This is a genomic window from Verruconatronum alginivorum, assembly GCF_056590205.1.
On sequence record NZ_JBWPVQ010000001.1, the window covers coordinates 3,914,384 to 3,940,399 of the forward strand.

Here is a 26,016-nt window from a genome sequence, read left to right on the forward strand (position 1 = left end):
TGAACGGGATGAATGAGAAGCAATGCGGGGGGGGCATGGACGAATGACGATTATTTCCAATCGCTCTCGTTATTGGTTGGAACCTCATACATATGAGGAGAATAATTTCGCCATGTTCCGGATTCTTCCCTTGAATTGATTTTAATGGATGCTCCTGCGATCAGTTCAAGAAATCCCGTGCGTTTAGAAGGTTATCTTCGTCGGTTATTGTTCGACGACGTTCTTTCTTTTTGGGAGGAATATGCGTTTGATCCCGCGGGAGGGTTGAACACCTGTATCCAGGACGATGGGACAATCGTTAACCGGGACAAATGGCTCTGGAGCCAGTGGCGGGCGGTCTGGGTGTTCAGTCGATTATACAACCAATTTGGTAACGATGCCAAATGGTTGACCTACGCTCGGCATATTTATGAATTTGCCATTCAAACAGGCTGGGATGATCGTGCTGATGGTTGGCGTCTTTGCGTGGATGGCGCCGGAAACTCTCTCAAGGGTTGCGACAGTATTTATGTCGATGGTTTCGCGATGTACGGACTCGCGGAATTCCTTCAAGCCACCAATGGTGACGAGGAAGTGAAGACTTGGTTGATACGCACGGCGGAGAGCGTCGCGCGCCGTTTGGAGCTTCCCCATGATCGAATTCCGCATTTTCCCTATCCGGTTCCGTCCGGAAGCAGGGTCCACGGAATTCCGATGATGTTTTCCCTCAACTTCGCCGAAGCCGGTTTCGTGTTGGGCAATGAAGAGTATTTGCGCCAATCCCGCCGTCACTCGGACGAGGTCTTGAAGAAGTTTTATCGGGAGGACCGTGGATTGTTTTTGGAGCGGATTCGAATCGATGGATCCGAACTGCCCGGTCCGGCGGGAACCGCAGTGGTTCCGGGCCACGTGATCGAGGATCTTTGGTTCCAGATGTATCTCGATGACCGGTTTGGGGAGCGCTCGCGGATGGAATTCTTCCGCGATCAAATCCTCCGGCATCTCGAACTGGGCTGGGACCCGGAGTGCGGGGGAGGAATCCTGCTCGCGGTGGATGCCAGTGGCGGGCCCACCACCGGGTGGGATTTCGCGGACCGGAAGTTGTGGTGGCCCCACACCGAGGCATTGTATGCTGTCCTTCTTGCCCACTCGCAAACGGATTCGGTCGTGTATTCCGACTGGTATGACAAGATTCTCGCCTATTCACTGGCGAATTTTTCGGTCGAAGGCCGAAAGGAGTGGCGGCAGAAACTCGACCGAGAGGGTCGTCCGATCGACGATGTGGTCGCGTTACCCGTAAAGGATCCGTTCCATCTGCCCCGTTCCCTGATTTTGCAGATCGAACTTCTCGAAGCTCAAAACCGTGTTACGCCCCAGGAACAATCATCTCCGCAGGAGCGACGGTCCACCTGACCGCGCGCGCTGATTTTGGGAGCGTGAGTCGATCATTGACGGGGCCTTCCCGATTTCGTGAGACGGAGGCGGAATCGCATAAAAAAAGGACTCATGTCCTTGCGGTCATAAGTCCTTAAAGTTGAATGGCGCACCCGTAGGGAGTCGAACCCCAAACCTTCTGATCCGTAGTCAGACGCTCTATCCAATTGAGCTACGGGTGCTCCAGAAAGGAAAGAAGGTGAGGCAGTTCGCGGGGCTTTTCAAGAAGAAGTTGCCGGAAAATGAAAAAAAATCCGGCCGGGGTTCACCCGAGCCGGATAAGTGCCGCGGATTCGCGGCGATTCGGGGCTGGACCTCGCCGCCGACCTCGGTTGATCCGAGGCAGGCGGCGGGGTTTGAGCAAGCAAGGTGGTCAGGCGGTTGCCACTTTGGGCAGCATCGCCGGGATTTCGACCGAATGAGGATGGTTCCGTTTGACCTTCTTCAGCCGTGAGCGCCGCCGGATCATCCGGTCGAGTTTGTTCACCAGGAGGTCGATCGATTTGTGCATGTCTTCGGATGTTTCCGAGGCCACCATGTCCGGGCCGGTGATCTCGATGATTCCTTTCGCTCGAAAAACCATCTCTTTCGTCTGGAGTCTTTCGGCGTCCAATTCGACGCGAATCCGGAGGATTCGGTCTTCGTGTCGAAAGAGTTTCTCCATCTTCTCGGTTACGAAATATTTCAAGGAATCGGTGAGTTCGAGGTGACGTCCGGATATGATTAGCTCATTATTCTTCATTTTTGACTTCCTTTCGTTTTAGGTGAACGACGGTGGTCCGACATCGGACCGGTGTCGTTATGGAAAATGCGGGGAGCAGCAACAGAGAGAGGCACGCTATGCGTGGAATAAAAACAGTGGTCGTGACCGGGGGTTCTTCGGGAATAGGAGCTTCTTTTATTCACCGAATTCAAAGTTTAGGGGGGGATATCGGCTTTTGCAATATTTCTCGGCAAAAACCGGAGATAAATTCGTCGATTTTTCCGTTCCGCCACATCCCGTGCGATTTAGGCCGGCGGGAGCAATTGGAGAACGCCGCGCGCGAGGTTGGGGCGTTTTTAGCGGACCGGCCTGGTAAAGTCCTGTTGATCAACAACAGCGGCTTCGGTGCTTACGGTCACTTCCCGGAACCGGGGCTCGAACATACCCTCGACATGATCGAGGTCAACGTGAAGGCGGTGGTCCATCTGACCGGGCTGTTGTTGCCGGAAATCAAGGCGCGGGGAGGGGCGATTCTCAACGTCGCCTCGACCGCCGCCTTCCAGCCGACGCCCTATATGGCGTCCTACGGAGCGACCAAGGCTTTTTTGTTACATTGGAGCCTCGGGCTGCGCGAAGAGTTGCGACCGGACGGGATCGATGTGTTGGCGCTCTGTCCAGGACCAACTTCGACGCAGTTCTTCAGCCGGGCCGGTTTCGAGCATCCGGTGGTCTCGGACCGGCTGGGGCAAACCGCCGATGAGGTGGTCGAGGCGGCACTCGCCGCGTTGGGGCGGAAGAAAGGTCTGGTCGTTTCGGGGAATTTGAACAAATGCCTCGCCGGGACTTCTTCGTTGTTGCCGAAGTCGTTGGCGGCGCGGTTGAGTGGAAAAGTGTTGCGGCGGCTCCGGTTGGAGCAACATCAGGGAAAATGATCAATGGACGAAAATTCGAATAGGAATCGTGGTGGTATGGGGACCGGGCGAGTCGGCGCTGAGGAGAATGAGGGTGCGTCGGCGCCGTTGATCGCGCCGGAGCAGCTGGAGGAGTGGGTCCTGTACGAGGATGAGCATCTCTTGCTGGTGAACAAGCCGGGCGACATCGTTTGCCATCCTTCGAAAAACGGTCCGTGGTCGAGTCTGGTGGGAGCCTGTCGGGAATCCCGGGGATTGGAAACGATTCATCTGGTCCATCGTCTCGACCGTGAAACCAGCGGCCTGGTGATGATGGCCAAGGACCGGCAATATGCCCGGTTGACCCAAATGGCCTTTCAGAACCGTCAGGTAGACAAATCTTATCTGGCGATTCTTGAAGGGGAGATGGCGGAACCGGTCCGAGTGAAGCAACATTTGGCCAAGGATTTGGAGAGTCCTGTTTACATCAAGCAAACGGTCCGCAGATCGAACAGTTCGCAGAGCGCGGAGACGTATTTCGAGCCGCTTTTTGCGGGGAATGGTTTCTCGTTGGTGAAGGTGGCGCCGGTGACCGGGCGGAAACATCAAATCCGGGCCCACGCGCTTTGGCTGGGACATCCGGTGGTGGCCGATAAGATTTACGGGCGGGACGATACGTTGTATCTCGAATTTATCGAGCATGGTTGGACGGAGCGATTGGCGGCGGCGCTCCCGCTCCGGCATCAGGCGTTGCACGCGTTTTCGTTGGAGTTCCGGACTCCGGGATTCGAGCGGCGGTTCGTGGCGCCTCTGGTCGCCGATATGCGGGAATTTCTGGTGACGCGACTCGGTTTGAGGGACCCGGAGCAGCTGTTGGGGGTCTGAGCCCGGCTTGAGCCTAGTCTAATAGCCAAGAGGCTTCCGCCTCGAAAGCCATGTTCCATCCACGTTGTTCCTCGGGCGGAGCGGTGGATGTTTCGTGTCGTCGCGTGGCCAGCCCATGGCCGGTCGCCGATCAATCGCCGTCGGCGACCGCTTCGACGGCGGCGGTGACGGCGGCGCGCATGGCTTCGACCCGGGTGTGAAGGGCGAAGGAGGAAGGGGTCTCCAGCGTGTAGTTGAGCCGGTTGTGGTGGGTGAACAGATATAGGGCCTCGGGCCAGTCGGTGCGGCGGAGGTCGCGTTCACCGGGGGTGATGATGCCGCCGCGAATCGGGTGTCCGTCGATTTCAGGAGCGTGTTCGATGGGACAATAGGGGGTGACGGCGTGGATCATCGTTTGGGCGACGCTGAACTTGGCCGGGGTGGGGTTGAGCTCGAAGGCGTAAAAGCCGTTCGATTCCCAGTCTTCGTGGAGGAAGAGAGCCAGATCGATCCAGTCGAGTTCGCTCAACCACTCGACGTGAGCCCGGGTTTCGGGTTGTTTCAACGAAAGGTAGTCGCGGTTGAGGTCGACGTCGTTGAAATTGTTGCGGGTCCCGGCCTTGAGTCCGGTGGGATTTAAAACCGGACAAATGTTCCAGGCGACTTCGCGGGAAAGATCTCCTTCGATGAGGTCGAGGAGGGCGAGCGGGCCGGCCGGTTCGTCGCCGTGGATTCCGGCTGAAAGGTAAACCGTCTTTCTGCCGGGAAGGGCCGGGCGGGAAAAGGCGAGGCAAGGAAGACCCTCGACTTCGGTCAAGGTCCGCACCGAAAATCCATTTCTGCGGGCCGCCCGGCAGAGGTCGTCTATCACCGGTTCGATCGAAACTGTTTTGCCGAAGTAAGGCATGGCTCAGTATTTGGAACAATAGGGGGTATTCGACGGCGGGTAAAGCTTTTCAGGTCGGGATGAGACTCATTTTCGTTTTGTCCTCCCCGGATTCTTCTGTCAATTCGAGGGGCACATGGGGGCGTCGAAGAGAAAAATGAAGATCGCCATCGTCGGCTCGGGGGCGGTGGGGAGTTATTACGGAGGGTTGCTGGCCCGGGTCGGGCGCGAGGTCCATTTTCTCATGCGATCCGATTTGGAAGCGGTGCGTCGCGACGGGTTACGCATCGAGCAGGGGGAAGATGTGATTCACATTCATCCGGCTTCCGCCGCGGGGACGACCGCTGAAATAGGTCCGTGCGACCTGGTGATCGTGGCATTGAAGGCGACGGCGAACGCGTCGCTTCCGGAGATCATTCCGCCGCTGTTGAAGGAGGAGACGTTGATCCTGACGTTGCAGAACGGTTTGGGAAACGAGGAGTTTCTCGGTCGACATTTCGGAGGTGAGCGGGTGCTCGGCGGGCTTTGTTTTATTTGCTTGAACCGGGTGGCTCCCGGGGTGGTGAAAAGTTTTTATCCGGGTTATATCGTGATCGGAGAGCGGGACGGCGCGCCTCGGGACCGGACCCGGTTGCTCGGCGAGATGTGGTCGGAAGCGGGGGTAAAGTGCCAGATAGCCGACTCGCTGGCGGCGGCGCGGTGGCGGAAACTCGTGTGGAACGTGCCGTTCAATGGTCTGACGATCGCGGCGGGCGGCATCGACACCCGAGCCCTGTTGGCGCAGTCCGGCATGGAAGGGGAAGTCCTGGGACTGATGAAGGAAATCCAGGCGATCGGCCGGGCGGCTGGTCATGAGATCGAGGATACGTTTTTGCGGCGTCAGTTGGAAGTCACGTATTCGATGGGACCTTACAAGCCGTCGAGCCTGATCGATTTCCAATTGGAGCGGGAAGTGGAAGTGGAGGCGATCTGGGGCGAAGCCCTTCGCCGCGCCGAAGTCCTTGGGGTCGCGGTGCCGCGTTTGGCGATGTTGTATGTTTTACTGAAGACTTTGTGCGGGAAGAACCGGTGATGACGCAGTATGGCTTTGCGCCGGGAGGGTATGTCACCCTTTCAGGGCTGGTTTTCACGTGATTGTCAGACCCAGGGCTTTACCCTGGGCTGCTGGATTTCGCCCCTTCGGGGCTTGAGGTGATTCCGGCGGATTTTGTGGCTGTTGGATTCGCCCCTTCGAGGCTTGAGGTGATTCCGGCCGGTGTTGTGGCTGTTGGATTTCGCCCTTTCGGCGCTGCAGGGGATTTGTTGGGGGGAGAGGCGGTGCGGAAGATGGGGCGCGAATGGAAAGGTGGCGTCTTTTGTTCGCAAGCTGGCGGAAACGCACGACTTGAAACTTGCGCTTTTTTCGGGAGGGCGGCTTTGTAAGGCATGGCGCAGAATCAGAAGAAGATACGGGTCGGGGTGGCTGGCACCGGTTATTTGGGACAGCATCATGTGCGGATCTATTCCGGATTGGAGGGTTGTGAGCTGGCCGGACTGTATGAAGTGGATGACGCGAAGGCGGCGGAAGTTGCCGGACTTTATGACTGTGAGCGGTTCACTTCGTTGGAGGAGTTAGGAAAACATTGCGATGCGGTCAGCGTGGTGGTTCCGACCGACCGGCATTGCCAGGTGGCGTTGCCGCTCCTGGAGGCTGGCTGTCATTTGTTGATCGAGAAGCCCCTTTGCATCAACTTGGAGGAAGCGGAAGAGATTCTTTCCGCGGCGAAAAAGCATGAGCGGATCGTGCAGGTCGGGCACATCGAGCATTTTAATCCGGTGATGGCTTTTTTGGAGAATGCGGTTGATCACCCGCGGTATATCATGGCCGACCGATTGGCTCCCTTCCAGCCGCGCGGAACGGAGGTCGGTGTGGTGCTCGATCTGATGATCCACGATATCGGTATCGTTCTCCAGTTGGTGAAGTCGCCGGTGGAGAAGATCGAAAGCGTCGGAGTGAATGTCCTCTCGACGACTGAAGATATCGCGAATGCCCGAATCGTCTTCCAGAACGGTTGCGTGGCCAATTTGAACGCGAGTCGGGTCAGTTTGAAAAAATTGCGGGAGCTGCGGGTCTTCCAATCCTCGACTTATCTTTCCCTCGATTTCATGAACCAGAGCGGACACCTCATTCGGAAAGACGGCGCGGCGCTGCAGCGGGAGGATATTCCGATCGAGCGGGACGAGCCGTTGAAATTGGAGTTGGCGGCGTTTTTGGAGAGCATCCGCCAGGCGACAGATCCGAAAGTCGGGGCCGCGCTGGGGCGATCGGCTTTGGAAGTGGCGATCACGATCACGGAGCAAGTCCGTGAAGGATTGCGGCGCGGCGGCGCCTGAGGGAGGACTCGATGAAGCATCGAATCGAATTGCCACCGCCAACGGATGGTTCGCCTGACCTGTTACTGGTGGTGGGGGAACACTCCGGCGATCAACACGCGGCCTTGGCGGTCAGGGCTTTGTTGGCCAGGTCTCCGGGGTTGAAAATCGCCGCGCTGGGCGGTCCGGCCCTGGAGGAGGCGGGGGCTCAGGTGTTATACGACATGACCCAGGCGGCGGTGGTCGGACTGGTGGAAGTCGTGCGGAACCTCCGTTATTTGAAGGAACTCTTCACGGCTTCGGTCGATTGGATCGAGAAATACCGGCCTCGGGCGGTTTGTTTCGTCGATTACCCGGGGTTCAATCTTCGGTTGGCCGGGGAGTTGCACCGGAAAGGTTTGTCCCGCAAAGGGGGCGGAGGCATCTCGCTCTTGTATTACATCAGTCCGCAAATCTGGGCGTGGAAGGGAAAGCGCCGGTTTTCGATGGCGAGGATGCTCGATGGAGCGGCGGTGATTTTTCCGTTCGAAGTCGGCAGTTATTCAGACACGGAGCTACCGGTGGAGTTCGTCGGGCATCCGTTTCTTTCGACCGATTTTGAGCCGTCGCTCTGGTATGATCCGGAAGGACCGTTGTTGTTGTTGCCGGGGAGTCGGCGGATCGCGGTGGCGCGGATTTTCCCGGTGCTCCTGGATGCGTTCGCGGAGTTGCGGCGGAAAATGCCGGGGCAGCGGGCGGTGGTGGTGTATCCCGATGGGACGATTCTGCAGATCCTGGAGGCGGAACTGGAGCGTCGGCCTGATTTGGCTGCGGCCATTGACTTGCGGGAGAAAGACGGCCGTTTCGGAGCGCGGGCGGTTTTGACCAGTTCGGGGACGATGTCTTTGTCCTGCGCGTTGGCGGGGATCCCCGGGGTGATCGCTTATCGGGTGAATTGGTTCACTTATATGATCGGCCGGATGGTGCTCAAAATTCCGTATCTCGGTATTTGCAACTTGCTCTTGGAAAAGCCGATGTATCCGGAATACATCCAAGGGGAGGCTAGTCCGCGGGCGTTGGTCCGGGAAATGCGGCAATGCTTGGAGTCGCCGGAGCGGTTGGACGAAACGCGGCGGGACGCGGAACGATTGCGGCAGGTGCTGTCCGCGCCGAGCGCAGAGACGATCGACGCCTGGCTGGAACGGCGGTTGTCGGAAGGGACGGCGTAGAGATCCCGCAGATCCGGTCGGTCCTCGTGGTTTCCCTTCCGATCAAAAGGATTGCGATCCGGCGGATTCCGGATTTTGTGTTGGAGTCGACCGGTTCGCTTGGAGCCGGCTTGTTTCAATGGAACATCGTATGACACCATCATTCCCCACGCCATCCAACCTTTCCGGAGCTTTGGTCGTGGCCCATCCCGGGTTGTTCGACCCGAATTTCCGGCGGACGGTGGTATTGATTTCGTCCCACACGGACGAAGACGGGGCGATCGGAACGATCCTCAATCGATCGCTGGGAAAGAGTTTGGGGGAATTCGATCCGGAATTTGCCGGAGAACCGTTGGGGGAGGTTCCGTTGCATGAAGGGGGGCCGGTCGCCGCGGCCGAGTTGGTTTTCCTGGCGTGGAAGTGGTCGCCGGAGGAGTCGGTTTTCCGCCTCGCTTACGGAATCGACCCGGAACATGCCCGCCGGTTGCTGGCCGAAGGCGGTTATGAAGTGCGCGCGTTCCTCGGTTACGCGGGGTGGGGGAAGGGGCAATTGGAGGAGGAGATCGCTCATCAATCGTGGGTGGTTTCGACGGTCGACAACGAGCGTTTGGAGGAGAAGGACGGGACCAGGCTCTGGAAGAAAATCGTGGCGGAGGTCAGTCCCGCAATGAAAGTCCAGGCCGAAGCTCCGGAGGATCCGGGGTTGAATTGAGGATGGGGGATCATCGGGAAAATTCCTCGCGAATTTCCCCAACAATTCATTGACAGTGGTATCCTTTTGGACTTCTTTGGTCCCCTTATGAAAGTTGTATCTTCATTGAAGTCCGCAAAAACCCGGCATCCCGACTGCCAAGTTGTCCGCCGTCGCGGGCGGGTTTATGTCATTTGTAAAAGCAACCCGCGCTTCAAGGCGCGCCAAGGTTAATCAACCGTTCAACGGAGCCGTCGTGAAACAAGATATTCATCCTAAACTGAACCCGGTCGCCTTCGTCGATGTGTCGTCCGGCAAGCGATTTCTGACTCAGTCGACCATGCGGTCCTCCCGCAAGGAGACCATCGACGGGGTTGAGTATTTCGTCGTGCTTCGCGACGTGACTTCGGATTCGCATCCGGCCTACACCGGCGAAAAGCGTTTGATCGACACCGCCGGACGCGTCGAAAAGTTCACCAGCAAATTCCGTCGTCAGCGCGGTTAAGCAGGAGACTGTCGATAGTTTTTAAATTCAACGGCCGCCGTTCGAAGGGATTCGAATGGCGGCTGTTTCGCGTACGGATGGTTTGACAGAAGGGAGCGAAGGAGAGGAAGGGAAGCCGGGGGCGACGGGGCTTGGACAAAATCATTGCCGGGCAGAATCATTGCTGATCAGGAGGACAGTGGATCGGTAGATGATTTTGCCAAGGCTTTGGTTCTTTCTGTGGAACGAATTTGTTCGGTTTTACAGAAGGGAACGAAGGAGAGAAAGGGAAGTCGGGAGACGGGGATTGGACAAAATCATTGCCGGGCAGAATCATTGCTGATCAGGAGGGCAGTGGATCGGGAGATGATTTTGCCACCCATGATTTTGCCATGGCTTTCAGGGAGGCCGGGGGAGACGGGGATTGGACAAAATTATTGGTGGCAGAATCATTGCTGATCAGGAGGGCAGTGGATCGGTAGATGATTTTGCCATGGCTTTCAGGGAGGCCGGGGGAGACGGGGATTGGACAAAATTATTGGTGGCAGAATCATTGCTGATCAGGAGGGTAGTGGATCGGTAAATGATTTTGCCATGGCTTTCAGGGAGGCCGGGGGAGACGGGGATTGGACAAAATTATTGGTGGCAGAATCATTGCTGATCAGGAGGGTAGTGGATCGGGAGATGATTTTGCCATCCATTATTTTGCCATGGCTTCGGTTCCTTCTGCGAAGTGAATAAAAAAACGAACCGGCCGGAGCCGGATCGGTGAGTGGGGGATAGTGAAGGACTAAGAAAGCGGAGCGAGAACGGTGGTGCTCAGGTTTCGGCGGCGCTGAGTCGGGCGTTGAGTTCGTCTTCGCGCTGATCGAGTTGGGTTTCCCGTTCCACGAGCATCTGTCCCTTTTCGCAAAGGAGGTTTTCGCTGTGTTCGAGGAATTCTTCCCGTTCGCGCAGGGCGAGTTGTCCGGCTTTAAGTTCCTCTTCGCGCCGTTCGAGTTCCTCTTTCAGGCGCATCATGGCGTCGGCGTCGAGCAGGTGTTTTTCGCGAGCCCGGATGTCGGCTTCCCGGGTCTCCAGTTCGAGTTGGGCTTCCTTGAGGGTTTTTTCGCGTTGGTCGAGAGCCCGTTTCAATTCGACCATGGCCGGGCTCGATTCGGATGAGGCGGACGATTGGGCCATCCGTTTTTCGCGTTCTTCGAGGACGAGTTCGCGGGCGCGGAGGAGGGCTTCGAGTTCGCGAAGGTTGCGCTCCCGTTCCGCCCCGATTTTTTCGGTTTGCGCGGCCCGGCGGCGGAGTTCTTCGAATTCAATCTCCTGGAGAAACAGGGCGCGTTCGCGGTCGCTCAAGGCGGCGGCGCGGGCGCTTTCTCCGGGATAAGCCCGGTTTTCAACCACGAGGGTTGAAGAATCGCCCGCCTCGGTCCGCTCCAGAACGAGCCGCAGTTTCTTTTGGACAGGAGGCTTGGGAAGACTCTTCAACGGCGGAAGACATTTGGGAGCCATGCGTCCGGACGGGGGGGCGTCGGAGGGTCGTTCCGACCGGTTCCCATTCTCCGTGACGCTGGCGGCGCGGGCCGCTTTGGGTTGCGAGTTTTTCCGGGAATAGAATGGTTTAATCGGATTGATCATGGCTGAAGGTGTTCGAGTGAATGAGACGAAGTGTGTGGACCGGACGGTTTTTATCGTTTTGAACCGAAGAAACCGGCGACCCGTTGGAATAAACCGGCCGGCTTTTCTTCTTCAATGACCGGTTCCGGCGGAGGCGGTTTGAAAAAGTGTTGGGCGATGCGCGCGGCGGCTTGTTCTAGCGCGGGATCGTTGAGGGAGTGGAAGTAGCGTTCCACGGATTCCTCCATGAAAACGGTTTCTTTCAATTTAATGGCTTCGGTGGGAAACCATTCGAGGAGTTGGGGAATTTGCCGGAGCAGGCTTTCTTCCGCGGCAATCGCTTCCGCGGTGGCGGAAGTCGAGACCAAGCAGGCGATTCGTTCCGTTTCGGGCAAGTTGCGGATCATCAACCCGATCGCTTCGGCGAGGTGAAGGCCGCGGGCGCCGGCCCGGAGGGGGAGAAAGGAGGCGAGGCCGGCTTCGTCTCCGTGAGCCAGGCAGTTCAACAGGTGACGGATCTCTCCGCCGAGGATGACGTTTTGGGCCATCCGCTGGAACAACGCGACGCATTGTCCGATGGTGACCGCCCCTTCGCCGTGGCAAAGCGATTTCGTTTCGGGGGAAAGGGCGGTGAATTCCAATGGGAAATCGGGCGGGATCGAGAGCTTCAGCAGGAGTTTGTCGCTGGCGGCCGCCGTCTGGGACGGATCGGGGGAGTTGTCGATCATCTCCTGGAAAGGATCGTCGAAGGAGGCGGTCTCCTTCAGGATGTCGAGCAGGAGTTGGAGGCGGGCCGGTTGGGCGGCGAGGGTGGAGGTGGTGCTCAATTCCTCGAAGCTGTATTCGAGATATTTCGCGGGGGTTTCGTCTTTTCCTTTGGCGGGCCAGGAGAGGCCGATGTTCTGGGCCAATTTGTGGAGATGGATATCGACGAGGATCGAACCCATGAAATGGGCTCGGAGTTGGTTCCAGTCGTCGGCGGTGTAGGTGTAGGCGGGACGGTCGGGAAGTTTGTTGCTCATGGGGATCAGAATGGACGTTGAACTGAATCGGAACGTTCGGGTGAAAGTGATTCGCGGGCGGCGGCTTGGTTGATCAATTCGTCGGTGAGCTGAAGGTAGTCATCCGCCACGTTTTCGGTGGCTGACTGTTGTCCGACGAGGATGACCGGGAGTCCGAGCGTCACCGACCGGCGCACGATGATCGCGTCGCGGATCACCGTATTGAAAATCTTGGCGTTGCGGGCGGCTTTCTTTTGATTCCGGAATTGGTTCAGGCGAAATTGCATCCGCATTTTGGGTACCTCGATGTCGACGTTTGTCTTGACCGAGTTGAAGATGATGCCTTGGACCTCGGCCGGGGGATTCATGCCGGGTTTGCGGAAGCTGGCGGAAAGCTCTTGGAACTGGACGAGTTTGTCGACGAAAAGGGTGAAGCCGATGAGGCTGAGGGCGTCGGGATTGGAGGGGACGTAGATTTCGTCGCTCGAAAACATGGCGCACTGGGAGGCGCGCAGGACGTTGGGGGGGCAATCGAAAAGGATGAAATCGTAGTCTCCTTCGATCTCCGCCAACTGGTCGCGGAAAATGGTGTAGGGGGGGCGGGAGGAGTCGGCCTTGTATTCGTGTTCCAGATCGATCAGACGGAACGTGGTCGGAATCAGATCGAGATTGGGGAGCAATTTGACCCCATTGCGGTCCTCCAGCACACTCTTTTGGACCGAGTCCCGCAGGTGGGCGCCCGGACAATCGAAGATGGAATAAACCGAACCGGTCGGTTGGTTGTTCAGGACATTCCATCGTTCCAGCCGCATCATCCAAATGCTGGCGTTGGATTGGGCGTCAAAATCGACCAATAAGACCCGGTGGCCCTTGTGGGCCAAGCAGGCGGCGAGGTTGACGATGACGGAAGTCTTTCCAACGCCACCTTTGTAATTAATGAAACTGATTTTTCGCGCCATGGGTGTTTCTTAATACAAAAAAAACAACAAATTGAGGAATTCAACAAGTTGGAAATTGTCGCCGTCGATTCCGGGGGGAGTTGGGATTACACAAGTAGCTTTGCCTCAATGAGAAAACCCCGTGTTAAACAACTGTAAAACGGATTTTCCCGGGTTCCCGGGCGGGAGGCAGCGGCGGGGGATTCGGGGATTGGGAACGGCGGAACCTATTACACGATTTGATCCTTTGGTCAGGCCAGGATCGGCCAATGGAACCATGACAAAAATGAATTTTGCCGAATCGTCGCCCCGAGGTAACCGTCGCGGACGGCTTGGTCGGGGGTGGGAACCCCAAAGGCGTTCGCCACGATTAACCGGCAGATTTCGAGGCCGAGGCCTGATCCGGTCGTGCTGAAATTGTTGGCGAAAATCCCCTCTAGAGAATCGCCGAGGGAAGTGTTGAGGGCGTGCGCTTGCTCCGGGGCGATCGAGTTCGCCACGACGAACCGGAGATTCGGTTGCCCTTCGCCCGGCATCGTCAGACAACGGATCCCGACGACCGGTTCCGAGGCGTGCCGGGCGGCGTTGTTGACGAGATTGTAAAGCACCCGGTCGAGACTGCCGAATTCGATGCACCGTTCCGAGATGTCGCCGTCGAAATCGGATTCGAAGTGAAAGTGGATTTTCCGTCCGCCCGCGAACATTTCGGCGTCCCGCCATTTTTCCGCGAGAAGTTTCGCGCTATGGGGTTTCGTCTCCATGTCGCGGGTACGGGCCGGATCGTCGATTTCCAGGAGGGTGTTGCGCATGATCTTCAGATGATCCCGGGCGAGCAGGAAAATGGGCCGGGCCTGTTCCGCGACGGAGATCCCGGCCTCCACCAACTGAAGACGGCCGAGGAGGGCGGTCAGCGCGCCGCCCCGGATATCGTGGAGGGCCTGCCAAAGGTCAGGCGAGGTCCGGGGGGTGTCGTTTCCGAGATCGCGCGCCGCTCGGATGAGGGCCGCCGCCTTGCCGTCTGCGGCGAAGCCGGCGGGGGCGTCGGCCGTCGACTCGGCGGTCACGGTGAACAATTCCCGTAGCGCATCGTAGATCTCCCGGATGCGGACTTGGTCGCGGGGGCCGATCTCGGAAAGGCTCACGCACACATCGTCTCCTTTATAACGGGTCGAGCGATAGTTTTTCAGTGTTTCGGGAGCAAGCGCGCGGGCGGCGGAAGTCGATGGCGGAAGAGTCATGCGCCGGTATCCTTTTCCAACTCCCGGCGCCTGTCAAAGGCTGAACGCGGGGGGCGGAGGTCGGGGGAATCACCGCATGTCGGCCGGCCTTTCGGGGGCGAGAATTCCCCGGGCCACGTAAACGGGACGGGCCTGGCGGCGTAGAGCGGGGAGGCTGATCGCGAAGGCGATGCCGGCGAGGATGCAAATCGAGGCGCCGGTGACGATCACCGGCGGAACGCCGAAAAGTTTTCCGGCTTTCCCGAACAGCAGTGCGCCGACCGGCATCGCCCCCATGAAGGTCATGCCGAAGAGGCTCATGACCCTTCCTCGGCGTTCGTCGTCGACCAATGTCTGGATCACGGTGTTCGCTCCGACCATCACAATGATGTTGGCGCAGCCGGCGGCCATCAGCAACGGCACCGAAAGCCACAATCGGGTCGATTGACTGAACAGGATGATACAAAGACCGAAGACCACGACATTCCAGGTGATCAGGCGTCCGAGGCCGAGGACGGAGGGGCGCGAAGCGAGGAAAATAGCCCCTCCCAAGGCGCCGATGCCGCCGGCTGATAATAAAATGCCAAACGTTCCCGAGCCGCCTTGGAGGATCTTCTCCGCGAAAACCGGGAGAAGCGTCGAGTAGGGAAGGCCGAAGAAAGCGAGCGCTCCGGTGAGCATCAACAACGCCCTGACCGGGGCGAATCCGACGGCGTAACGGAATCCGTCGGCGATTTCGGTCAACAATGGCTTGCGCGGGGCGGAGGAGGTGGTGCTTTTCATTCGAATCGCCGACAAAGCCAGCAGGGCCGCCACGTAGCTCAGTCCGTCGAGCAGGAAGCAGATTCCTTCGCCGAACTCTCCCGCGAAAGGAATGATCAAACCTCCCGCCAGCATCGGTCCGGTGAGGCGGGCTCCGTGGAAGACCGAGGAGTTCAAGGCGATCGCGTTGGAAAGGTTTTCCCGGTGTTCGACCACGTTGGCTACCAACGCCTGACGGGCCGGCATCTCGAACGCTTTGGTGGTTCCGAGCACCGCGCATGCCGTCAACGCGTGCCAGACCTCGACGGAACCGGAGAGGGTCACCGTGGCGAGCAGAAGCATGGTGGTCATGTTGACGGTGAAGCAGGCCATCATGACCTTTCTCCGGTCGAGGCGATCGCTCAGCGCCCCACCCATCGGCGAAAGGAGAAAAGTTGGAATGTGCAGGCAAAAGCCGATTAATCCGAGCATGAACGGATCGCCGGTGAGGCGGTAGACCAGCCAGCCCATCGCGGCGAGCGTCATCCAATGTCCGGTGAGGGAAATCGATTGGCCGAAGAAAAAGAGCCGGTAATTCCGATAGCGGAACGTCCGGAACAGGTGTCTCAGCCTGTTGGCGGTGTGGGACATTGATTGATTCAAACCATCCCTCCCGGGGAGGCAAGAGCGGCCTTCGTTCCGACGAGTTTCCGGCGTTTCGATTGCGGTAGCCTATGTCGCCCTTTCAGGGCTGTTTTTTACGGTGACCGCCGGACACCCAGGGCGTTGCCCAGGGCTGTTGGATTTCGCCCCTTCGGGGCTTGAGGGATTTCGGGCGTGGAATCGCGATCCAATTCGTTGCCTTTTGGCTTGCTATGATTTGCCTCAGGGAGAGAAAGGGAAGGATGGATAAATTCGCCCTTCTTTCCGTGAGCGATAAAAGCGGTTTGGCGCCTTTCGCCAAGGCGTTGGTGGAGAAACATGGCTATCGGCTGTTGTCGACTGGGGGGACCGCCCGGTTGCTGGCCGAGAGCGGTTTGCCGGTGACGGAGGTCAGTGAGCACACCGGTTCGCCCGAAATCATGGAAGGACGGGTCAAGACCCTCCATCCGAAGATCCACGGAGGTTTGCTTTGCCGGCGGGACAACGACGATCATCTCCGCCAGGCCGCCGAAAACGGCATCGCCCTGATCGATTTGGTGGTGGTCAATTTGTATCCATTCGAACAGACCGTCGCCAAGCGGGACGTCACTTTCGAAGACGCGATCGAAAACATCGACATCGGCGGTCCATCCATGTTGCGGAGCGCGGCGAAGAACCATGAGAGCGTGACGGTTGTCTGTGATCCATCCGATTACGATCGGGTCCTGGCGGCGATGGGTGACGCGAAGGCCCTGCAGCAGGTCCGCCGGGAGTTGGCCTTGAAGGTCTTTCGGCGCACCTCGGCCTACGACGAGGCGATCTCGCGTTACCTTCAAGGGGAACTGAGCGGTGCTCCCGAGGCGGACGAATTGTCCGGTTTGCCGAAAACCTGGCAGATTTCTCTGCCGAAAGCGAAAGATCTGCGTTACGGGGAAAATCCGCACCAGCAGGCCGCCCTTTACGGCAATTTCTTCGATCACTTCGAGCAATTGCAGGGGAAGGAACTCAGCTACAACAACATCATCGACATCACCGCCGCGACTTACCTGATCGGGGAATTCGAACGTCCGACGGTGGCGATCTTGAAGCACACCAACCCGTGCGGTGTAGCCAGCGCCGACACGTTGGCCGATGCCTGGGAAAACGCCTTCGCCACCGACCGGCAGGCGCCTTTCGGCGGGATCATCGTCATGAATCAGACGGTGGATGAAAAAGTGGCCATGGCCATCCGGGAGATTTTTTCCGAGGTGATCATCGCACCCGGATTCAGCGAGGCCGCCCGGGAGATCTTCGGGAAGAAGAAAAACCTCCGTTTGATGACGGTGAAAGGGGGGATCGGCGCCGATTCGTTGCAGGAAATGCGGTCGGTCATCGGCGGTGTGTTGGTGCAGGACCGCGATCAACCGGTAAAACAAGCCGGTTGGACGGTGGTGACCAAGCGGCAGCCGACTGAAGAAGAGTGGCGTGGAATTCAATTCGGCTGGCGAGTCGTGAAGCACGTCAAATCGAATGCGATCGTTTACGCGGGGCCGGAGCGGACGCTCGGGGTCGGCGCGGGACAGATGTCGCGGGTCGACAGTTCGAAGATCGCGGTTTGGAAGGCCGGGGAGGCGGGCCTCGATCTGAAAGGATCGGTGATCGCGTCCGACGCCTTTTTCCCGTTTGCCGACGGCCTGGTCGCCGCGGCCGAGGCGGGTGCCACCGCGGCGGTGCAACCGGGCGGATCGGTCCGCGACCAGGAAGTGATCGACGCGGCGAACGAACGGAATATCGCGATGGTGTTTACCGGCCGCCGTCATTTCCGCCACTGAGCGGAATCACGCGGAGGGGGCGGGGAGCACCCGTCTCCGACCTTATCCCCAGGACGATGACGCGAGCCGGAGAGACGGACGGAGGCTTTCGGGCGGTTCAACGGATCGCCGACCGGGCGCTCGACCTGTTTTTCCCGCGGTCATGTGTCGGGTGCGGTGATCCGGCCGACGAGGCGAGCGGCTATCGTTTCATTTGCTCGCCGTGCGCCCGATTGCTCACGATCGCCCGCCCTCCCTCCTGTCGGAGCTGCGGTTTTCCGTTTTTCGGGGAAGTGGAAAGCGAACGGACGTGTCCCCATTGCATCGAACTCTCGCCGGAATTCCGGGAAGCGCGGACGGCGATTCTGATGAAAGGGCCGGGCCGGCGGTTGGTGCATGAATTGAAATACCATGGCCAGGTCCATTTGCTCGAAGACATCGGTCGAATATTCTGTCAGGCGGAAGGTTTGGTGGAATTCGCCCGGGGTGCGTTGTTGGTTCCCGTCCCCCTCCATCCACGGAAACGGAGGGAGCGCGGGTTCAATCAAAGCCGGTTGATCGCCGAAAAATTGGCGGCGTTAACGGTCGGGGCGGAGGTCAAGGACGTGGTGGAACGGGTGGTCGATACCGAATCGCAGACCCATTTCGACCGCGACCGCCGAAAACGTAACCTCAAAAATGCCTTTGCAATCAGAAAGAAGTGCGATTTAAATCCGCGCCGTAGAATAATTCTGGTGGACGACGTCTTCACAACCGGCTCCACCCTCAATGCCTGTGCGACCGCCTTGCGCGGCTCGGGCGTCGATCTTATAGATGTCATAACGTTTGGTCACGGATAGCAAAGAAAGTTCAGTTTCAGGCGTCAGTGCCCGTTTCACATATGTCCCTTTTCAGCAAGCCGAAGTATTCGACCGTCACGGTCAAAAAGAAGAACATCCCGGAGGGCCTTTGGAAAAAGTGTCCGGTCTCGGGTGAATTCATCTTCAACAAGGAACTGGAGCAGAACCAGATGGTGGTGCCGCAAAGCGGCTACCACTTTCCAATCGATCCGCACCGTCGGCTCGCTTTTCTGCTCGATTCCGGGAGTTTCGAGGAGACCGACGCCGAACTCGCGTCGGTCGACGTTCTCGATTTCAAAGGCGCCGCCAACTACGACGAAAAGTTGGCGCAAAGCGAAAAAAAGACCGGGATGAACGACGCCGTCCTCTGCGGCGTCGGCAAGATCCATGGGATTCCGGTTTCGGTCGCGGTGATGGATTTCCGCTTCATGGGAGCCAGCATGGGAGCGGTCGTCGGAGAAAAGATCACCCGGTCGATTGAGCGGGCCCTCGAGCGGAAGATCCCTTGCATCGTGGTTTCCGCCTCCGGGGGTGCCCGGATGCAGGAGGGCGTTCTCAGTCTGATGCAAATGGCCAAGACTTGCGCCGCGCTCGGACGCTTGGCGAAGGCTGGTTTGCCGTATATCTCGGTAGTCACCAATCCGACCTACGGCGGGGTGATGGCGAGTTTCGCCTCGATCGGCGACGTGATCATCGCGGAGCCGGGTGCCTTGATCGGATTCGCCGGACCGCGGGTGGTCAAGGAAACAACTCAGCAGGCGTTGCCGGAAGGTTTTCAAACGGCGGAGTTTTTGTTGAACCACGGTTTGGTCGATCAGATCGTGAGCCGCGTGGAAATGCGCGACCGTCTGAAAACGATTTTGACCGCCCTTTATTTGAAAAAACGGGTGGAAGAAGAAACGACCGTCGCGGCCGAAGGCTCGGCGGATTGAACCGGTTTCAGACGACGGGTCGATGGATTACCTGGCGGCCAAGGACTACCTTTTCGGGTTAAAGGGAAAAGGTTCGAAATTCGGCATCGAGCGGATGCAGGTTTTCGTGGAGCGACTCGGTCACCCGGAGCGGGGCTTGCGAGTCATTCACGTGGCCGGGACCAATGGCAAAGGGTCGGTTTCGGCGATGTGCGAGGCGATCTGCCGGGCCGCCGGATACCGCACCGGACTTTACACTTCGCCTCATTTGGTTCGCCTGGGGGAGCGGGTTCAGGTCGACCGGAAGATTTTGACCGAGGAAGAAATTGTCGGATACACCATGGAGTTGCGCGAGGTGGCGGAGCGGATCGCCGCGGAGGTCCCGGAAAATCACCCGACCTTTTTCGAGTTTATGACCGCCATGGCGTTTCTTCATTTCCGGCGGAAAAAGGTCGATGTCGCGGTCCTTGAAGTCGGACTCGGGGGCCGGCTCGACGCCACCAATGTGGTCGATCCGATGATCTCGGTGATTACGTCAATCGGTTTGGATCATTGCCAGCAGTTGGGCAATACTCTGGCGGCGATCGCCGGAGAGAAGGCCGGTATCATCAAGCCCGGGAAGCCGGTGGTGGTCGGGCGAATGGAGGACGAGCCGCGCGAGACGATTCGTCGAATCGCCCGCGAACGGGGCTCTCCCATGGTGACGGTGGAGGAGCGGTTTGGCGCGGATCCCGAGCGATGGCCGCGGCCGGCCCTGGCCGGAGAACACCAACGGGCCAATGCCGCCACGGCGACTTTGGTCTTTGAAACCCTGGGGGAAACATTACCGGTGCCGACTCGGGCGGTCGCGGAAGGGTTGGCCGGGGTGGAGTGGGCGGCCCGTTGGCAGACCCGCGAAATCGGGGGGAAACGACTGATATTTGAAGCGGCGCACAATCCGCAAGGGGCGGAGGCGCTTGACCGGCAACTCGCCGCGTTGGTGGCGGAAACCGGACGGCGCCCGGTGGTGGCGGCCGGTGCCCTGGGCAGTAGCCGGGCGGAAGCGCTCCTCGGGGTCATCGCCCGGCACGCCCGGGAGATTTATCTTTTCGAGCCAAATCAATCGCGGGCGACTCCGGTGGCCGAATTGAAGGCCGCGATTCCCCCGGGATTCGCGGGACTGGTGGCATCCCGGACGGTGAAGGAGGCGTTCGGGCATGGAACTTGCGCCTTGGGCGAGCCCGGGGAGACAGTCGTGGTCACCGGCTCGATCTACTTGATCGGCGAAGTTCTGGAACGACTCGAAGAGCCGTTGCCAGTCCAAGAGGGAACCCTGCAGGATTGACGCGGGCGGGCCGAGGGATCAGTCGACGAAGTAGAACCCGAGGTTGTTGCCATTGCGGCGCTCGCCGCCGCCGGGCGGTCGGTTGAGGAGGATGGCTTGGCCGACGGTCGGGTTGTCGGGATCGCCGTTTTTCCAGCGGACAAGGGTGGTAGAACCGCCGCCGTCCATGTTGATACCTTGCGAGGAGCCAAAATGACGGAGCCATTCGCCGACTTCGCGATGGGTCGCGCCGTCGCTGAAGGTCGGTTGACGCCCATCGATGGTCATCAGGACCAAAAAGCGGTTTTCCGCGCATAACCCGTATCCGGTGCGGGGGGCGAGAGGCCCGGATTGGCCGGTCGGTTCGCCATCGTTGAGGACGAATTGGAAACCGGAAACGGCGGTGACGATTCCGGAAAGATCAGTTTCGGGGGGAGAAGCCTGCATCCGGGCGGTTCCATCTTTTAGGAAGACGAGCGACGGGCGGTTGTTGGCTTCGGAAACGAGCTCTCCCTCGGAGATGGCGAGACCGAGGCGGTCGGCGAACGTGTGGATGAAAGGGCTGACCCACGGTTGCCAGGGGGCGGCGTTGACGGCAATCACCATATTCATGCCCTCGGCGCGGCGGGCGGTCAGGTAATCGCGGGTGCTCTTGCGGCGGGTCCGAATAAGGCGTTCCGGATAATCGGGCATCGGTTCGCCCCAATTCTCGGCGCGGCCGGTGGTGTGGGCCCGGATTCCCGGTTGGGTGAGGTCGATCCGGACCGCTTGGATTTTCATCAGGCGTGGTTCGTCGACCGCCACTTCGGCGTGTTTGATTCCCGGATACATTTCGTCGATTTCGTCCCAGGAGAAAATCCCTGGGCCGGCGAGCAATCCGGGTGCGGCCAGCGTAAAACAAACGAAGAGAACGGCGGCGAAGGAAGCGAACAATGGAAACGGCGAAGGCTTGGGTCGACGTGCAGGCATAAACCGGAGCCTAGTCGGGAGGCGCGGATTGTCGAGAGCGGTCTCGGTCAGGCGGTGAACGGATAGGTTTCGGGGAGTTCGTCGGTCTGCCAATGGATGCCGCGGTCGAGGGGTTCGACGGCTTCGGTGCGGTCGAGGTGGATGACGAAGTCGAATTGATCGAGGAGGCGCGCCTGGTAGTAGTGGCTCGTTCGTTCCGTTTGGGGACGGTAAATCACCCCGATCGCTCGTTGCAGGCGTGCCGGAGTAAGCAAGGCGCGGAGTTCCGGGCCGGGATCCCGGAGGTCGAGAAAGAAGCGGGACAGGCCGGAGCGGTGGAAAAGCGCTTCCCAACTGTCGGGGAGGGCGGGTAGGACCGATTTTCTCTCGGTCGGGCTGTTCCAGTCGGGGGCGGCGGTGACGCTGCCGTCGTAGGTGGTGAAGCCGACGGAGGCGACCTTCTCTTCGTGGCGTTGGCGGAGGATTTGGCCGAGGTTGATCTCGCCACGCTTCGCCATCGAGGTGGCCCGGGCGTCTCCGAGGTGGGAGTTGTGGGCCCAGACGATCAATTTGGTGGGCAACCCGAGGTCCTCGCGGTGTTCGAGGAGTTCTTCCACGGTATCGGCCATGTGGGTGTCGCGCAGATTCCAGGTCGCGTGGCGTCCCTGGAACATCGACCGGTAGTATTCCTCGGCGTTGCTGATGAGCCGGGCGTTCTGCTGAGCGGAAAAGACGGCGTCGGCGCAACGCAGGTTATCCCGGTTGCCGTGCTTCAGGAAATCGGCGGCGTGTTTGCGGAGTTCGACCAATTGGGCGATGACCTCCTCCTCGCAGTTTTTCGCCTGGTTGGTGGCGGTTTGATAGCCGTAGCGCTGAGGATCGCCGTCGAAATGATCAAAGCAGCCGTAGCGGTCGCGAGCCCGGGCGGCGGCGGCCGGATCCCGTTTCTCGAGAAAGGAGACCACCGCGTCGATGGAGGCGTGCAAACTGTAGAGGTCGATGCCGTAAAATCCGGCTCGGGAGGCCGGATCGGATTGTTCCGCGTTGAAGTGCCGCAACCATTCGACGAACTCGACCATGACCCGGTTCCGCCACATCCAGGTCGGGAAACGCTTGAAGCCTTCCAGGGCGGTTCCGGCGTCCGGATCGGCGGATTCCCCGCGAACGTAGCGGTTGACGCGGTAGGCGTCGGGCCAGTCGGCTTCGGCGGCGACGACGTTGAAACCTTTCTCCCGGATCAAGCGGGAAGTGATCATCGCCCGGTCGTGGTAAAAGTCGTGGGTTCCGTGGGAGGCCTCGCCCAAGAGGACGATGTCGGCGGGGGCAAGCGCGTCGATCAATTCATCCCATTCCGCTGGATTCGGCGGAAAGGGCCGTGCTTCCCGGCGCAGGCTGAGGGCCGGTTCTTTCATCCTTCCGGTGGGCGGGAGGCGACCGGATGAGCAGGCTCGCCGTGAGGGCGACGCGGGCCGGCCTGGTGTTGAAGGCGGTGCGAGGCGATCAAAGCGTCGATATTTTTGGTGTCGAGGACGCCGATCAGACCGCCGAAGGAATAAACCGGGTAGAGCCGTTGACTGCTTTGCGCGATCATTTCGATGAACGGGTCGAGGGGCCAGCCGGCTTGAAGAACCGAAAACTTTTGGATGCAATGTTCTCCGGCCGGATCGTCGAGCTGTCCGCGTTTGGTGGCATCCCGGATCATTTTCGTAGTCAGGTAACCGCGCGGAATATCGCCGTCCATCACCAGAAGCTCTTCAGGACGAAACGCATCGAACAACCGGGCCGCTTCGGCCATCGGGCTGCCGGACGGGATCGAAATAAAATGTTTCCGGGTCAGGTCTCGGACGAAAATTCCGCTGGTGGTTTCGCGACGCTTCACCATTCGGTATTCCATTTCCCCGCCCAGATAAATGAAGGCGAAGAGGCAGATCAGCAGCGGGCTCGGAAACTTGAAGGCCGCGATAAAAATACCGGTGACGGCCAGCACCTTGGCGAGTCCGACGGCGATCGAAGTCGCCTTCAAATAAGTGAGCCGCATGGCCAGCAACGCCCGCAACACTCGACCGCCATCCATGGGAAAGATCGGCAACAGGTTGAAAAGGCCCATGATGACATTCAGCAGAAGCAACGCGTGGATCATCGCTTCACCGGTAAGCGGGAGGGCCGCGGGCGGCCAGAGGGGCACGCTGAGCCACGGAAGCAGGGCGATGACGATGACCAGGTTGACGGCGGGGCCGGCGAGCGAGATCAGGATTTCCTGGCGGGGATTGCGGGGGATCCGTTCGAACTGGGCCATCCCGCCGAATGGAAGCAACAGGATCCGCGAAACCGGAATCCGGTAATGGCGGGCGGTGAGGCTGTGGCCGAGTTCGTGCAGGACGACGCAGGTGAAAATCAGCACCAGGAGCAGGGACGCCCAGGGGATCCCGGCCCATCCGGCCTCCCACCATCCGGCGAAGCAAAAGAGCGCCCAAAGGAGGAAAAAAGTCAGGTGGACTTCCAACTCAATGCCGAAGATCCGGAATAAGCGAATTGACCAAGAGCCCATTACCTTTAACTAGACGTTGGGAAGATCGACATTTTTCGGGCGGCCCGAGCGGGAGTTCCGCGGCTGATTGCTCGCATTCACCATTTTAGACAACCTATGACCACCGAGGCAAAAAGTCCAAACATTCTTGTAATCGACGACGACAACGAGGTTTCCTATTCGCTGGCCCGGGTGTTGTCCGCGCAGGGATACGGGGTCGTCACCGCCGGCAGCGGGGAGGAGGGGTTGCAGGTCCTGCAGGCCCGCGGGCCCGAAATGATTTTTCTCGATATCCGGATGGGCGGGATGAACGGGCTCCAGGTGTTGCAGCGAGCCCGGACCATTGATCCGCAGGCCGTGGTGATTCTGATGACCGCTTACGGCACCACCCAGACCGCCATTGAGGCGATGAAGTTCGGCGCGTTCGATTACATCGTAAAACCGTTCGACGTTCAAAAGGTGGTGCAGTTGGCGGAGAGCGGCCTGAAAGCGCGCCGCGGCCTGATGGAGGTGAAAACTTCCGGGCGGGTGCTCAACAGCGACGATTTCGAACAGGGCATCGTCGGGCAGTCGGAAGCGATGCAACAAGTTTTCAAGTTGATCGGCCAGGTCGCCCCGAGCGATGTCACGGTGCTGGTGACCGGCGAGAGCGGCACCGGCAAGGAGTTGGTCGCCCGTTGCATCCACCAGCACAGCGGGCGCAGCCGGAAACCGTTTGTGGCGGTCAATTGCGCCGCGATTCCGGAAAATCTGATCGAAAGCGAGCTGTTCGGTCACGAACGGGGGGCGTTTACCGGGGCCACCGGTCAGCGGGTGGGACGGTTCGAGCAGTGCGACGGCGGCACCATTTTCCTCGACGAAATCGGGGATATGGCGTTGCCGACCCAGACGAAAATCCTCCGGGTTTTGCAGGAAGGGGAAATCCAGCGGGTCGGGGGTTCGGGGACGATCAAAGTCGACGTCCGGGTGATTGCCGCCACCAATCGCGACTTGGAGGAAATGGTCGCCGCCCGCACCTTTCGGGAGGACCTTTATTACCGGTTGAACGTGGTCCGCCTCCGGCTGCCGCCCTTGCGGGAACGGATGGAAGATCTGCCGTTGTTGGTCGATTTCCTGCTGCAAAAGCTGGAGCGCTCCGGCAAGACTCAGGCGCGGAAACTGGCGGCCGATGCGATGAATTTGTTGGCTCAACACCGCTGGCCGGGAAATGTCCGGGAGTTGGAGAACGTCGTCTATCGCAGTGCCGTGATGGCCCAGGGCGACGTGATCCTGGCCCGGGACTTGCCGAACGAATTGCATGGAGCCGGGGAACCGGTCAATTCCTCCGCCGTTTCGGGGGCGCCGGCTCGGGAGAGGCCGCCGGTTCCATTGCCGGTCGCTTCGCCTTCGGCTCCGGTGGCGTCGGCGGCGCCGGCCGCCGTTGGGGGGGCGACCGGGCAGCCCGTGGAGACGATCGGCCGAGCGCGGGAGGATTCGTCCGGCCTGTTTGACTCGCTCTACGCGGAATTGCGGCGCGAAGGGGGCGAAAACATTCTCCGGTCCATCGAGAAGGAGATGATCTCGCGCGCTCTCCGGGAGACCGAGGGCAATCAGGTGAAGGCTTCCGCCATCCTCGGAATCACTCGCACCACCTTGCGCAAGCGGATTCAGGAACTGGCGCTGAAGCTGTAAGCAAGCTGGATCTGCCCGGAGGCTGATTTCGGGGATTGTTTAGAGGAGCCAACATCCGGGCTGCGCCCGGGAAACAACATGGAATGAAACTTGGTTTTCGAGGGGGAGCCTCTTTGAACCGCAACGCGGTTCCGCCCCCGTCCGATCCACCATCGCACGGTCGCCAGGGCGCAACCCCTTCAGGGTAGATCATTCCGCAACCAATTCCCAGGGTAGCCGCGCATTCGCGCGGCAACCCTGGGCTGGAGGGTGAAACGCCGTTGGCGTATTAGGCAAAGTGGCGGGGCCGTCCCGGCTCCGTGCGGTTCCCAAGCCACCCGATCCGATCCCCAGCCACCCGATCAGCAGCCACAGCCCACGGCACCGTACCAAACACCGCACACGGAGGCGGGACGCCTTCCGCCACT

The 26,016-nt window shown here is 59.4% G+C and carries 24 protein-coding genes and 1 tRNA gene; 14 read left to right on the top strand and 11 right to left on the bottom strand.

Annotation, left to right across the window (positions count from 1 at the left end; genetic code table 11):
* Positions 1-177 precede the first annotated feature (177 nt).
* Positions 178-1,392: an AGE family epimerase/isomerase gene (locus ACWUI2_RS14005; protein WP_486983475.1), complete on the top strand. Its 1,215-nt coding sequence runs from the start codon at positions 178-180 to the stop codon at positions 1,390-1,392.
* Positions 1,393-1,518: 126 nt separating this feature from the next.
* Here the strand turns inward: ACWUI2_RS14005 and ACWUI2_RS14010 are convergent.
* Together ACWUI2_RS14010 and hpf are read right to left on the bottom strand one after the other, a co-directional pair.
* Positions 1,519-1,595: transfer RNA gene (locus ACWUI2_RS14010), tRNA-Arg, on the bottom strand.
* Between the two features lie 191 nt (positions 1,596-1,786).
* Positions 1,787-2,155: a ribosome hibernation-promoting factor, HPF/YfiA family gene (gene hpf, locus ACWUI2_RS14015; protein WP_486983476.1), complete on the bottom strand. Its 369-nt coding sequence runs from the start codon at positions 2,153-2,155 to the stop codon at positions 1,787-1,789.
* 98 nt (positions 2,156-2,253) lie between these two features.
* Between hpf and ACWUI2_RS14020 the strand changes: the two genes are divergently transcribed.
* Both ACWUI2_RS14020 and ACWUI2_RS14025 read left to right on the top strand, forming a co-directional pair.
* A complete protein-coding gene (locus ACWUI2_RS14020; protein ID WP_486983477.1) occupies positions 2,254-3,048 on the top strand; it encodes an SDR family NAD(P)-dependent oxidoreductase in 795 nt (264 codons plus the stop codon).
* 36 nt (positions 3,049-3,084) lie between these two features.
* Positions 3,085-3,891 (top strand): RluA family pseudouridine synthase, encoded by an 807-nt coding sequence (locus tag ACWUI2_RS14025; protein ID WP_486983478.1) that lies wholly within the window; start codon positions 3,085-3,087, stop codon positions 3,889-3,891.
* Between the two features lie 130 nt (positions 3,892-4,021).
* Here the strand turns inward: ACWUI2_RS14025 and ACWUI2_RS14030 are convergent, their stop codons facing one another.
* Entirely contained in the window at positions 4,022-4,777 is a 756-nt protein-coding gene (locus ACWUI2_RS14030; RefSeq protein ID WP_486983479.1) for a M14 family metallopeptidase, read from the bottom strand.
* A gap of 136 nt (positions 4,778-4,913) precedes the next feature.
* Between ACWUI2_RS14030 and ACWUI2_RS14035 the strand changes: the two genes are divergently transcribed.
* From ACWUI2_RS14035 to ACWUI2_RS14060, 6 genes are all read left to right on the top strand, one after another.
* The gene (locus tag ACWUI2_RS14035; RefSeq protein ID WP_486983480.1) at positions 4,914-5,828 is read left to right on the top strand and encodes a 2-dehydropantoate 2-reductase; all 915 of its coding nucleotides are present in this window, start codon (positions 4,914-4,916) and stop codon (positions 5,826-5,828) included.
* 353 nt (positions 5,829-6,181) lie between these two features.
* Positions 6,182-7,129 carry a Gfo/Idh/MocA family oxidoreductase gene (locus ACWUI2_RS14040; RefSeq protein WP_486983481.1) on the top strand — a complete coding sequence of 316 codons (948 nt, stop codon included), beginning with the start codon at positions 6,182-6,184 and terminating at the stop codon, positions 7,127-7,129.
* Between the two features lie 11 nt (positions 7,130-7,140).
* Positions 7,141-8,316, top strand: a complete 1,176-nt coding sequence (gene lpxB / locus ACWUI2_RS14045; RefSeq protein ID WP_486983482.1) for a lipid-A-disaccharide synthase — start codon at positions 7,141-7,143, stop codon at positions 8,314-8,316.
* Between the two features lie 130 nt (positions 8,317-8,446).
* Complete coding sequence (locus ACWUI2_RS14050; RefSeq protein WP_486983483.1) at positions 8,447-9,007, top strand: YqgE/AlgH family protein; 561 nt, start codon at positions 8,447-8,449, stop codon at positions 9,005-9,007.
* An 87-nt stretch (positions 9,008-9,094) separates the two neighbouring features.
* Positions 9,095-9,220 (top strand): type B 50S ribosomal protein L36, encoded by a 126-nt coding sequence (gene ykgO, locus ACWUI2_RS14055; RefSeq protein ID WP_486983484.1) that lies wholly within the window; start codon positions 9,095-9,097, stop codon positions 9,218-9,220.
* Between the two features lie 22 nt (positions 9,221-9,242).
* Positions 9,243-9,491: a type B 50S ribosomal protein L31 gene (locus tag ACWUI2_RS14060; protein WP_486983485.1), complete on the top strand. Its 249-nt coding sequence runs from the start codon at positions 9,243-9,245 to the stop codon at positions 9,489-9,491.
* 798 nt (positions 9,492-10,289) lie between these two features.
* Here the strand turns inward: ACWUI2_RS14060 and ACWUI2_RS14065 are convergent.
* The 5 genes from ACWUI2_RS14065 to ACWUI2_RS14085 all read right to left on the bottom strand — a co-directional run bounded on the left by ACWUI2_RS14065 (position 10,290) and on the right by ACWUI2_RS14085 (position 15,629).
* Complete coding sequence (locus ACWUI2_RS14065) at positions 10,290-11,102, bottom strand: hypothetical protein (protein ID WP_486983486.1); 813 nt, start codon at positions 11,100-11,102, stop codon at positions 10,290-10,292.
* A 50-nt stretch (positions 11,103-11,152) separates the two neighbouring features.
* The gene (locus ACWUI2_RS14070; protein ID WP_486983487.1) at positions 11,153-12,103 is read right to left on the bottom strand and encodes a hypothetical protein; all 951 of its coding nucleotides are present in this window, start codon (positions 12,101-12,103) and stop codon (positions 11,153-11,155) included.
* Between the two features lie 5 nt (positions 12,104-12,108).
* A complete protein-coding gene (locus tag ACWUI2_RS14075; protein ID WP_486983488.1) occupies positions 12,109-13,041 on the bottom strand; it encodes a ParA family protein in 933 nt (310 codons plus the stop codon).
* Positions 13,042-13,271: 230 nt separating this feature from the next.
* Positions 13,272-14,258, bottom strand: coding sequence for a sensor histidine kinase (locus ACWUI2_RS14080; RefSeq protein ID WP_486983489.1), 987 nt, complete (start codon positions 14,256-14,258; stop codon positions 13,272-13,274).
* A 69-nt stretch (positions 14,259-14,327) separates the two neighbouring features.
* Entirely contained in the window at positions 14,328-15,629 is a 1,302-nt protein-coding gene (locus ACWUI2_RS14085) for an MFS transporter (protein ID WP_486983490.1), read from the bottom strand.
* Between the two features lie 254 nt (positions 15,630-15,883).
* Here ACWUI2_RS14085 and purH point away from each other — a divergent pair, with 254 nt between their 5' ends.
* The 4 genes from purH to ACWUI2_RS14105 are packed head-to-tail and all read left to right on the top strand — an operon-like array spanning position 15,884 to position 20,484.
* The gene (purH, locus tag ACWUI2_RS14090; protein WP_486983491.1) at positions 15,884-17,431 is read left to right on the top strand and encodes a bifunctional phosphoribosylaminoimidazolecarboxamide formyltransferase/IMP cyclohydrolase; all 1,548 of its coding nucleotides are present in this window, start codon (positions 15,884-15,886) and stop codon (positions 17,429-17,431) included.
* A 56-nt stretch (positions 17,432-17,487) separates the two neighbouring features.
* Entirely contained in the window at positions 17,488-18,249 is a 762-nt protein-coding gene (locus ACWUI2_RS14095) for a ComF family protein (protein ID WP_486983492.1), read from the top strand.
* Between the two features lie 41 nt (positions 18,250-18,290).
* The gene (accD, locus tag ACWUI2_RS14100; RefSeq protein WP_486983493.1) at positions 18,291-19,181 is read left to right on the top strand and encodes an acetyl-CoA carboxylase, carboxyltransferase subunit beta; all 891 of its coding nucleotides are present in this window, start codon (positions 18,291-18,293) and stop codon (positions 19,179-19,181) included.
* Positions 19,182-19,203: 22 nt separating this feature from the next.
* A complete protein-coding gene (locus tag ACWUI2_RS14105) occupies positions 19,204-20,484 on the top strand; it encodes a bifunctional folylpolyglutamate synthase/dihydrofolate synthase (RefSeq protein WP_486983494.1) in 1,281 nt (426 codons plus the stop codon).
* Positions 20,485-20,502: 18 nt separating this feature from the next.
* Here ACWUI2_RS14105 and ACWUI2_RS14110 read toward each other — a convergent pair whose 3' ends face one another.
* The 3 genes from ACWUI2_RS14110 to ACWUI2_RS14120 are packed head-to-tail and all read right to left on the bottom strand — an operon-like array spanning position 20,503 to position 23,959.
* Positions 20,503-21,432 carry a phosphodiester glycosidase family protein gene (locus ACWUI2_RS14110; protein WP_486983495.1) on the bottom strand — a complete coding sequence of 310 codons (930 nt, stop codon included), beginning with the start codon at positions 21,430-21,432 and terminating at the stop codon, positions 20,503-20,505.
* A gap of 47 nt (positions 21,433-21,479) precedes the next feature.
* Positions 21,480-22,823, bottom strand: coding sequence for an erythromycin esterase family protein (locus tag ACWUI2_RS14115; RefSeq protein WP_486983496.1), 1,344 nt, complete (start codon positions 22,821-22,823; stop codon positions 21,480-21,482).
* Positions 22,820-23,959 carry a site-2 protease family protein gene (locus ACWUI2_RS14120; protein WP_486983497.1) on the bottom strand — a complete coding sequence of 380 codons (1,140 nt, stop codon included), beginning with the start codon at positions 23,957-23,959 and terminating at the stop codon, positions 22,820-22,822. The genes ACWUI2_RS14115 and ACWUI2_RS14120 overlap by 4 nt, the downstream gene beginning before the upstream one ends.
* Positions 23,960-24,055: 96 nt before the next feature.
* Here ACWUI2_RS14120 and ACWUI2_RS14125 point away from each other — a divergent pair, with 96 nt between their 5' ends.
* Positions 24,056-25,609, top strand: coding sequence for a sigma-54-dependent transcriptional regulator (locus tag ACWUI2_RS14125; protein WP_486983498.1), 1,554 nt, complete (start codon positions 24,056-24,058; stop codon positions 25,607-25,609).
* Positions 25,610-26,016 lie beyond the last annotated feature (407 nt).

Bases quoted from the DNA above. Each gene is read 5' to 3' on its own strand.
- hpf (WP_486983476.1), bottom strand. From the start codon at position 2,155: ATGAAGAATAATGAGCTAATCATATCCGGACGTCACCTCGAACTCACC.
- ACWUI2_RS14020 (WP_486983477.1), top strand. From the start codon at position 2,254: ATGCGTGGAATAAAAACAGTGGTCGTGACCGGGGGTTCTTCGGGAATA.
- ACWUI2_RS14025 (WP_486983478.1), top strand. From the start codon at position 3,085: ATGGGGACCGGGCGAGTCGGCGCTGAGGAGAATGAGGGTGCGTCGGCG.
- ACWUI2_RS14030 (WP_486983479.1), bottom strand. From the start codon at position 4,777: ATGCCTTACTTCGGCAAAACAGTTTCGATCGAACCGGTGATAGACGAC.
- ACWUI2_RS14035 (WP_486983480.1), top strand. From the start codon at position 4,914: ATGAAGATCGCCATCGTCGGCTCGGGGGCGGTGGGGAGTTATTACGGA.
- ACWUI2_RS14040 (WP_486983481.1), top strand. From the start codon at position 6,182: ATGGCGCAGAATCAGAAGAAGATACGGGTCGGGGTGGCTGGCACCGGT.
- lpxB (WP_486983482.1), top strand. From the start codon at position 7,141: ATGAAGCATCGAATCGAATTGCCACCGCCAACGGATGGTTCGCCTGAC.
- ACWUI2_RS14050 (WP_486983483.1), top strand. From the start codon at position 8,447: ATGACACCATCATTCCCCACGCCATCCAACCTTTCCGGAGCTTTGGTC.
- ykgO (WP_486983484.1), top strand. From the start codon at position 9,095: ATGAAAGTTGTATCTTCATTGAAGTCCGCAAAAACCCGGCATCCCGAC.
- ACWUI2_RS14065 (WP_486983486.1), bottom strand. From the start codon at position 11,102: ATGATCAATCCGATTAAACCATTCTATTCCCGGAAAAACTCGCAACCC.
- ACWUI2_RS14070 (WP_486983487.1), bottom strand. From the start codon at position 12,103: ATGAGCAACAAACTTCCCGACCGTCCCGCCTACACCTACACCGCCGAC.
- ACWUI2_RS14075 (WP_486983488.1), bottom strand. From the start codon at position 13,041: ATGGCGCGAAAAATCAGTTTCATTAATTACAAAGGTGGCGTTGGAAAG.
- ACWUI2_RS14080 (WP_486983489.1), bottom strand. From the start codon at position 14,258: ATGACTCTTCCGCCATCGACTTCCGCCGCCCGCGCGCTTGCTCCCGAA.
- ACWUI2_RS14085 (WP_486983490.1), bottom strand. From the start codon at position 15,629: ATGTCCCACACCGCCAACAGGCTGAGACACCTGTTCCGGACGTTCCGC.
- purH (WP_486983491.1), top strand. From the start codon at position 15,884: ATGGATAAATTCGCCCTTCTTTCCGTGAGCGATAAAAGCGGTTTGGCG.
- ACWUI2_RS14095 (WP_486983492.1), top strand. From the start codon at position 17,488: ATGACGCGAGCCGGAGAGACGGACGGAGGCTTTCGGGCGGTTCAACGG.
- accD (WP_486983493.1), top strand. From the start codon at position 18,291: ATGTCCCTTTTCAGCAAGCCGAAGTATTCGACCGTCACGGTCAAAAAG.
- ACWUI2_RS14105 (WP_486983494.1), top strand. From the start codon at position 19,204: ATGGATTACCTGGCGGCCAAGGACTACCTTTTCGGGTTAAAGGGAAAA.
- ACWUI2_RS14110 (WP_486983495.1), bottom strand. From the start codon at position 21,432: ATGCCTGCACGTCGACCCAAGCCTTCGCCGTTTCCATTGTTCGCTTCC.
- ACWUI2_RS14115 (WP_486983496.1), bottom strand. From the start codon at position 22,823: ATGAAAGAACCGGCCCTCAGCCTGCGCCGGGAAGCACGGCCCTTTCCG.
- ACWUI2_RS14120 (WP_486983497.1), bottom strand. From the start codon at position 23,959: ATGGGCTCTTGGTCAATTCGCTTATTCCGGATCTTCGGCATTGAGTTG.
- ACWUI2_RS14125 (WP_486983498.1), top strand. From the start codon at position 24,056: ATGACCACCGAGGCAAAAAGTCCAAACATTCTTGTAATCGACGACGAC.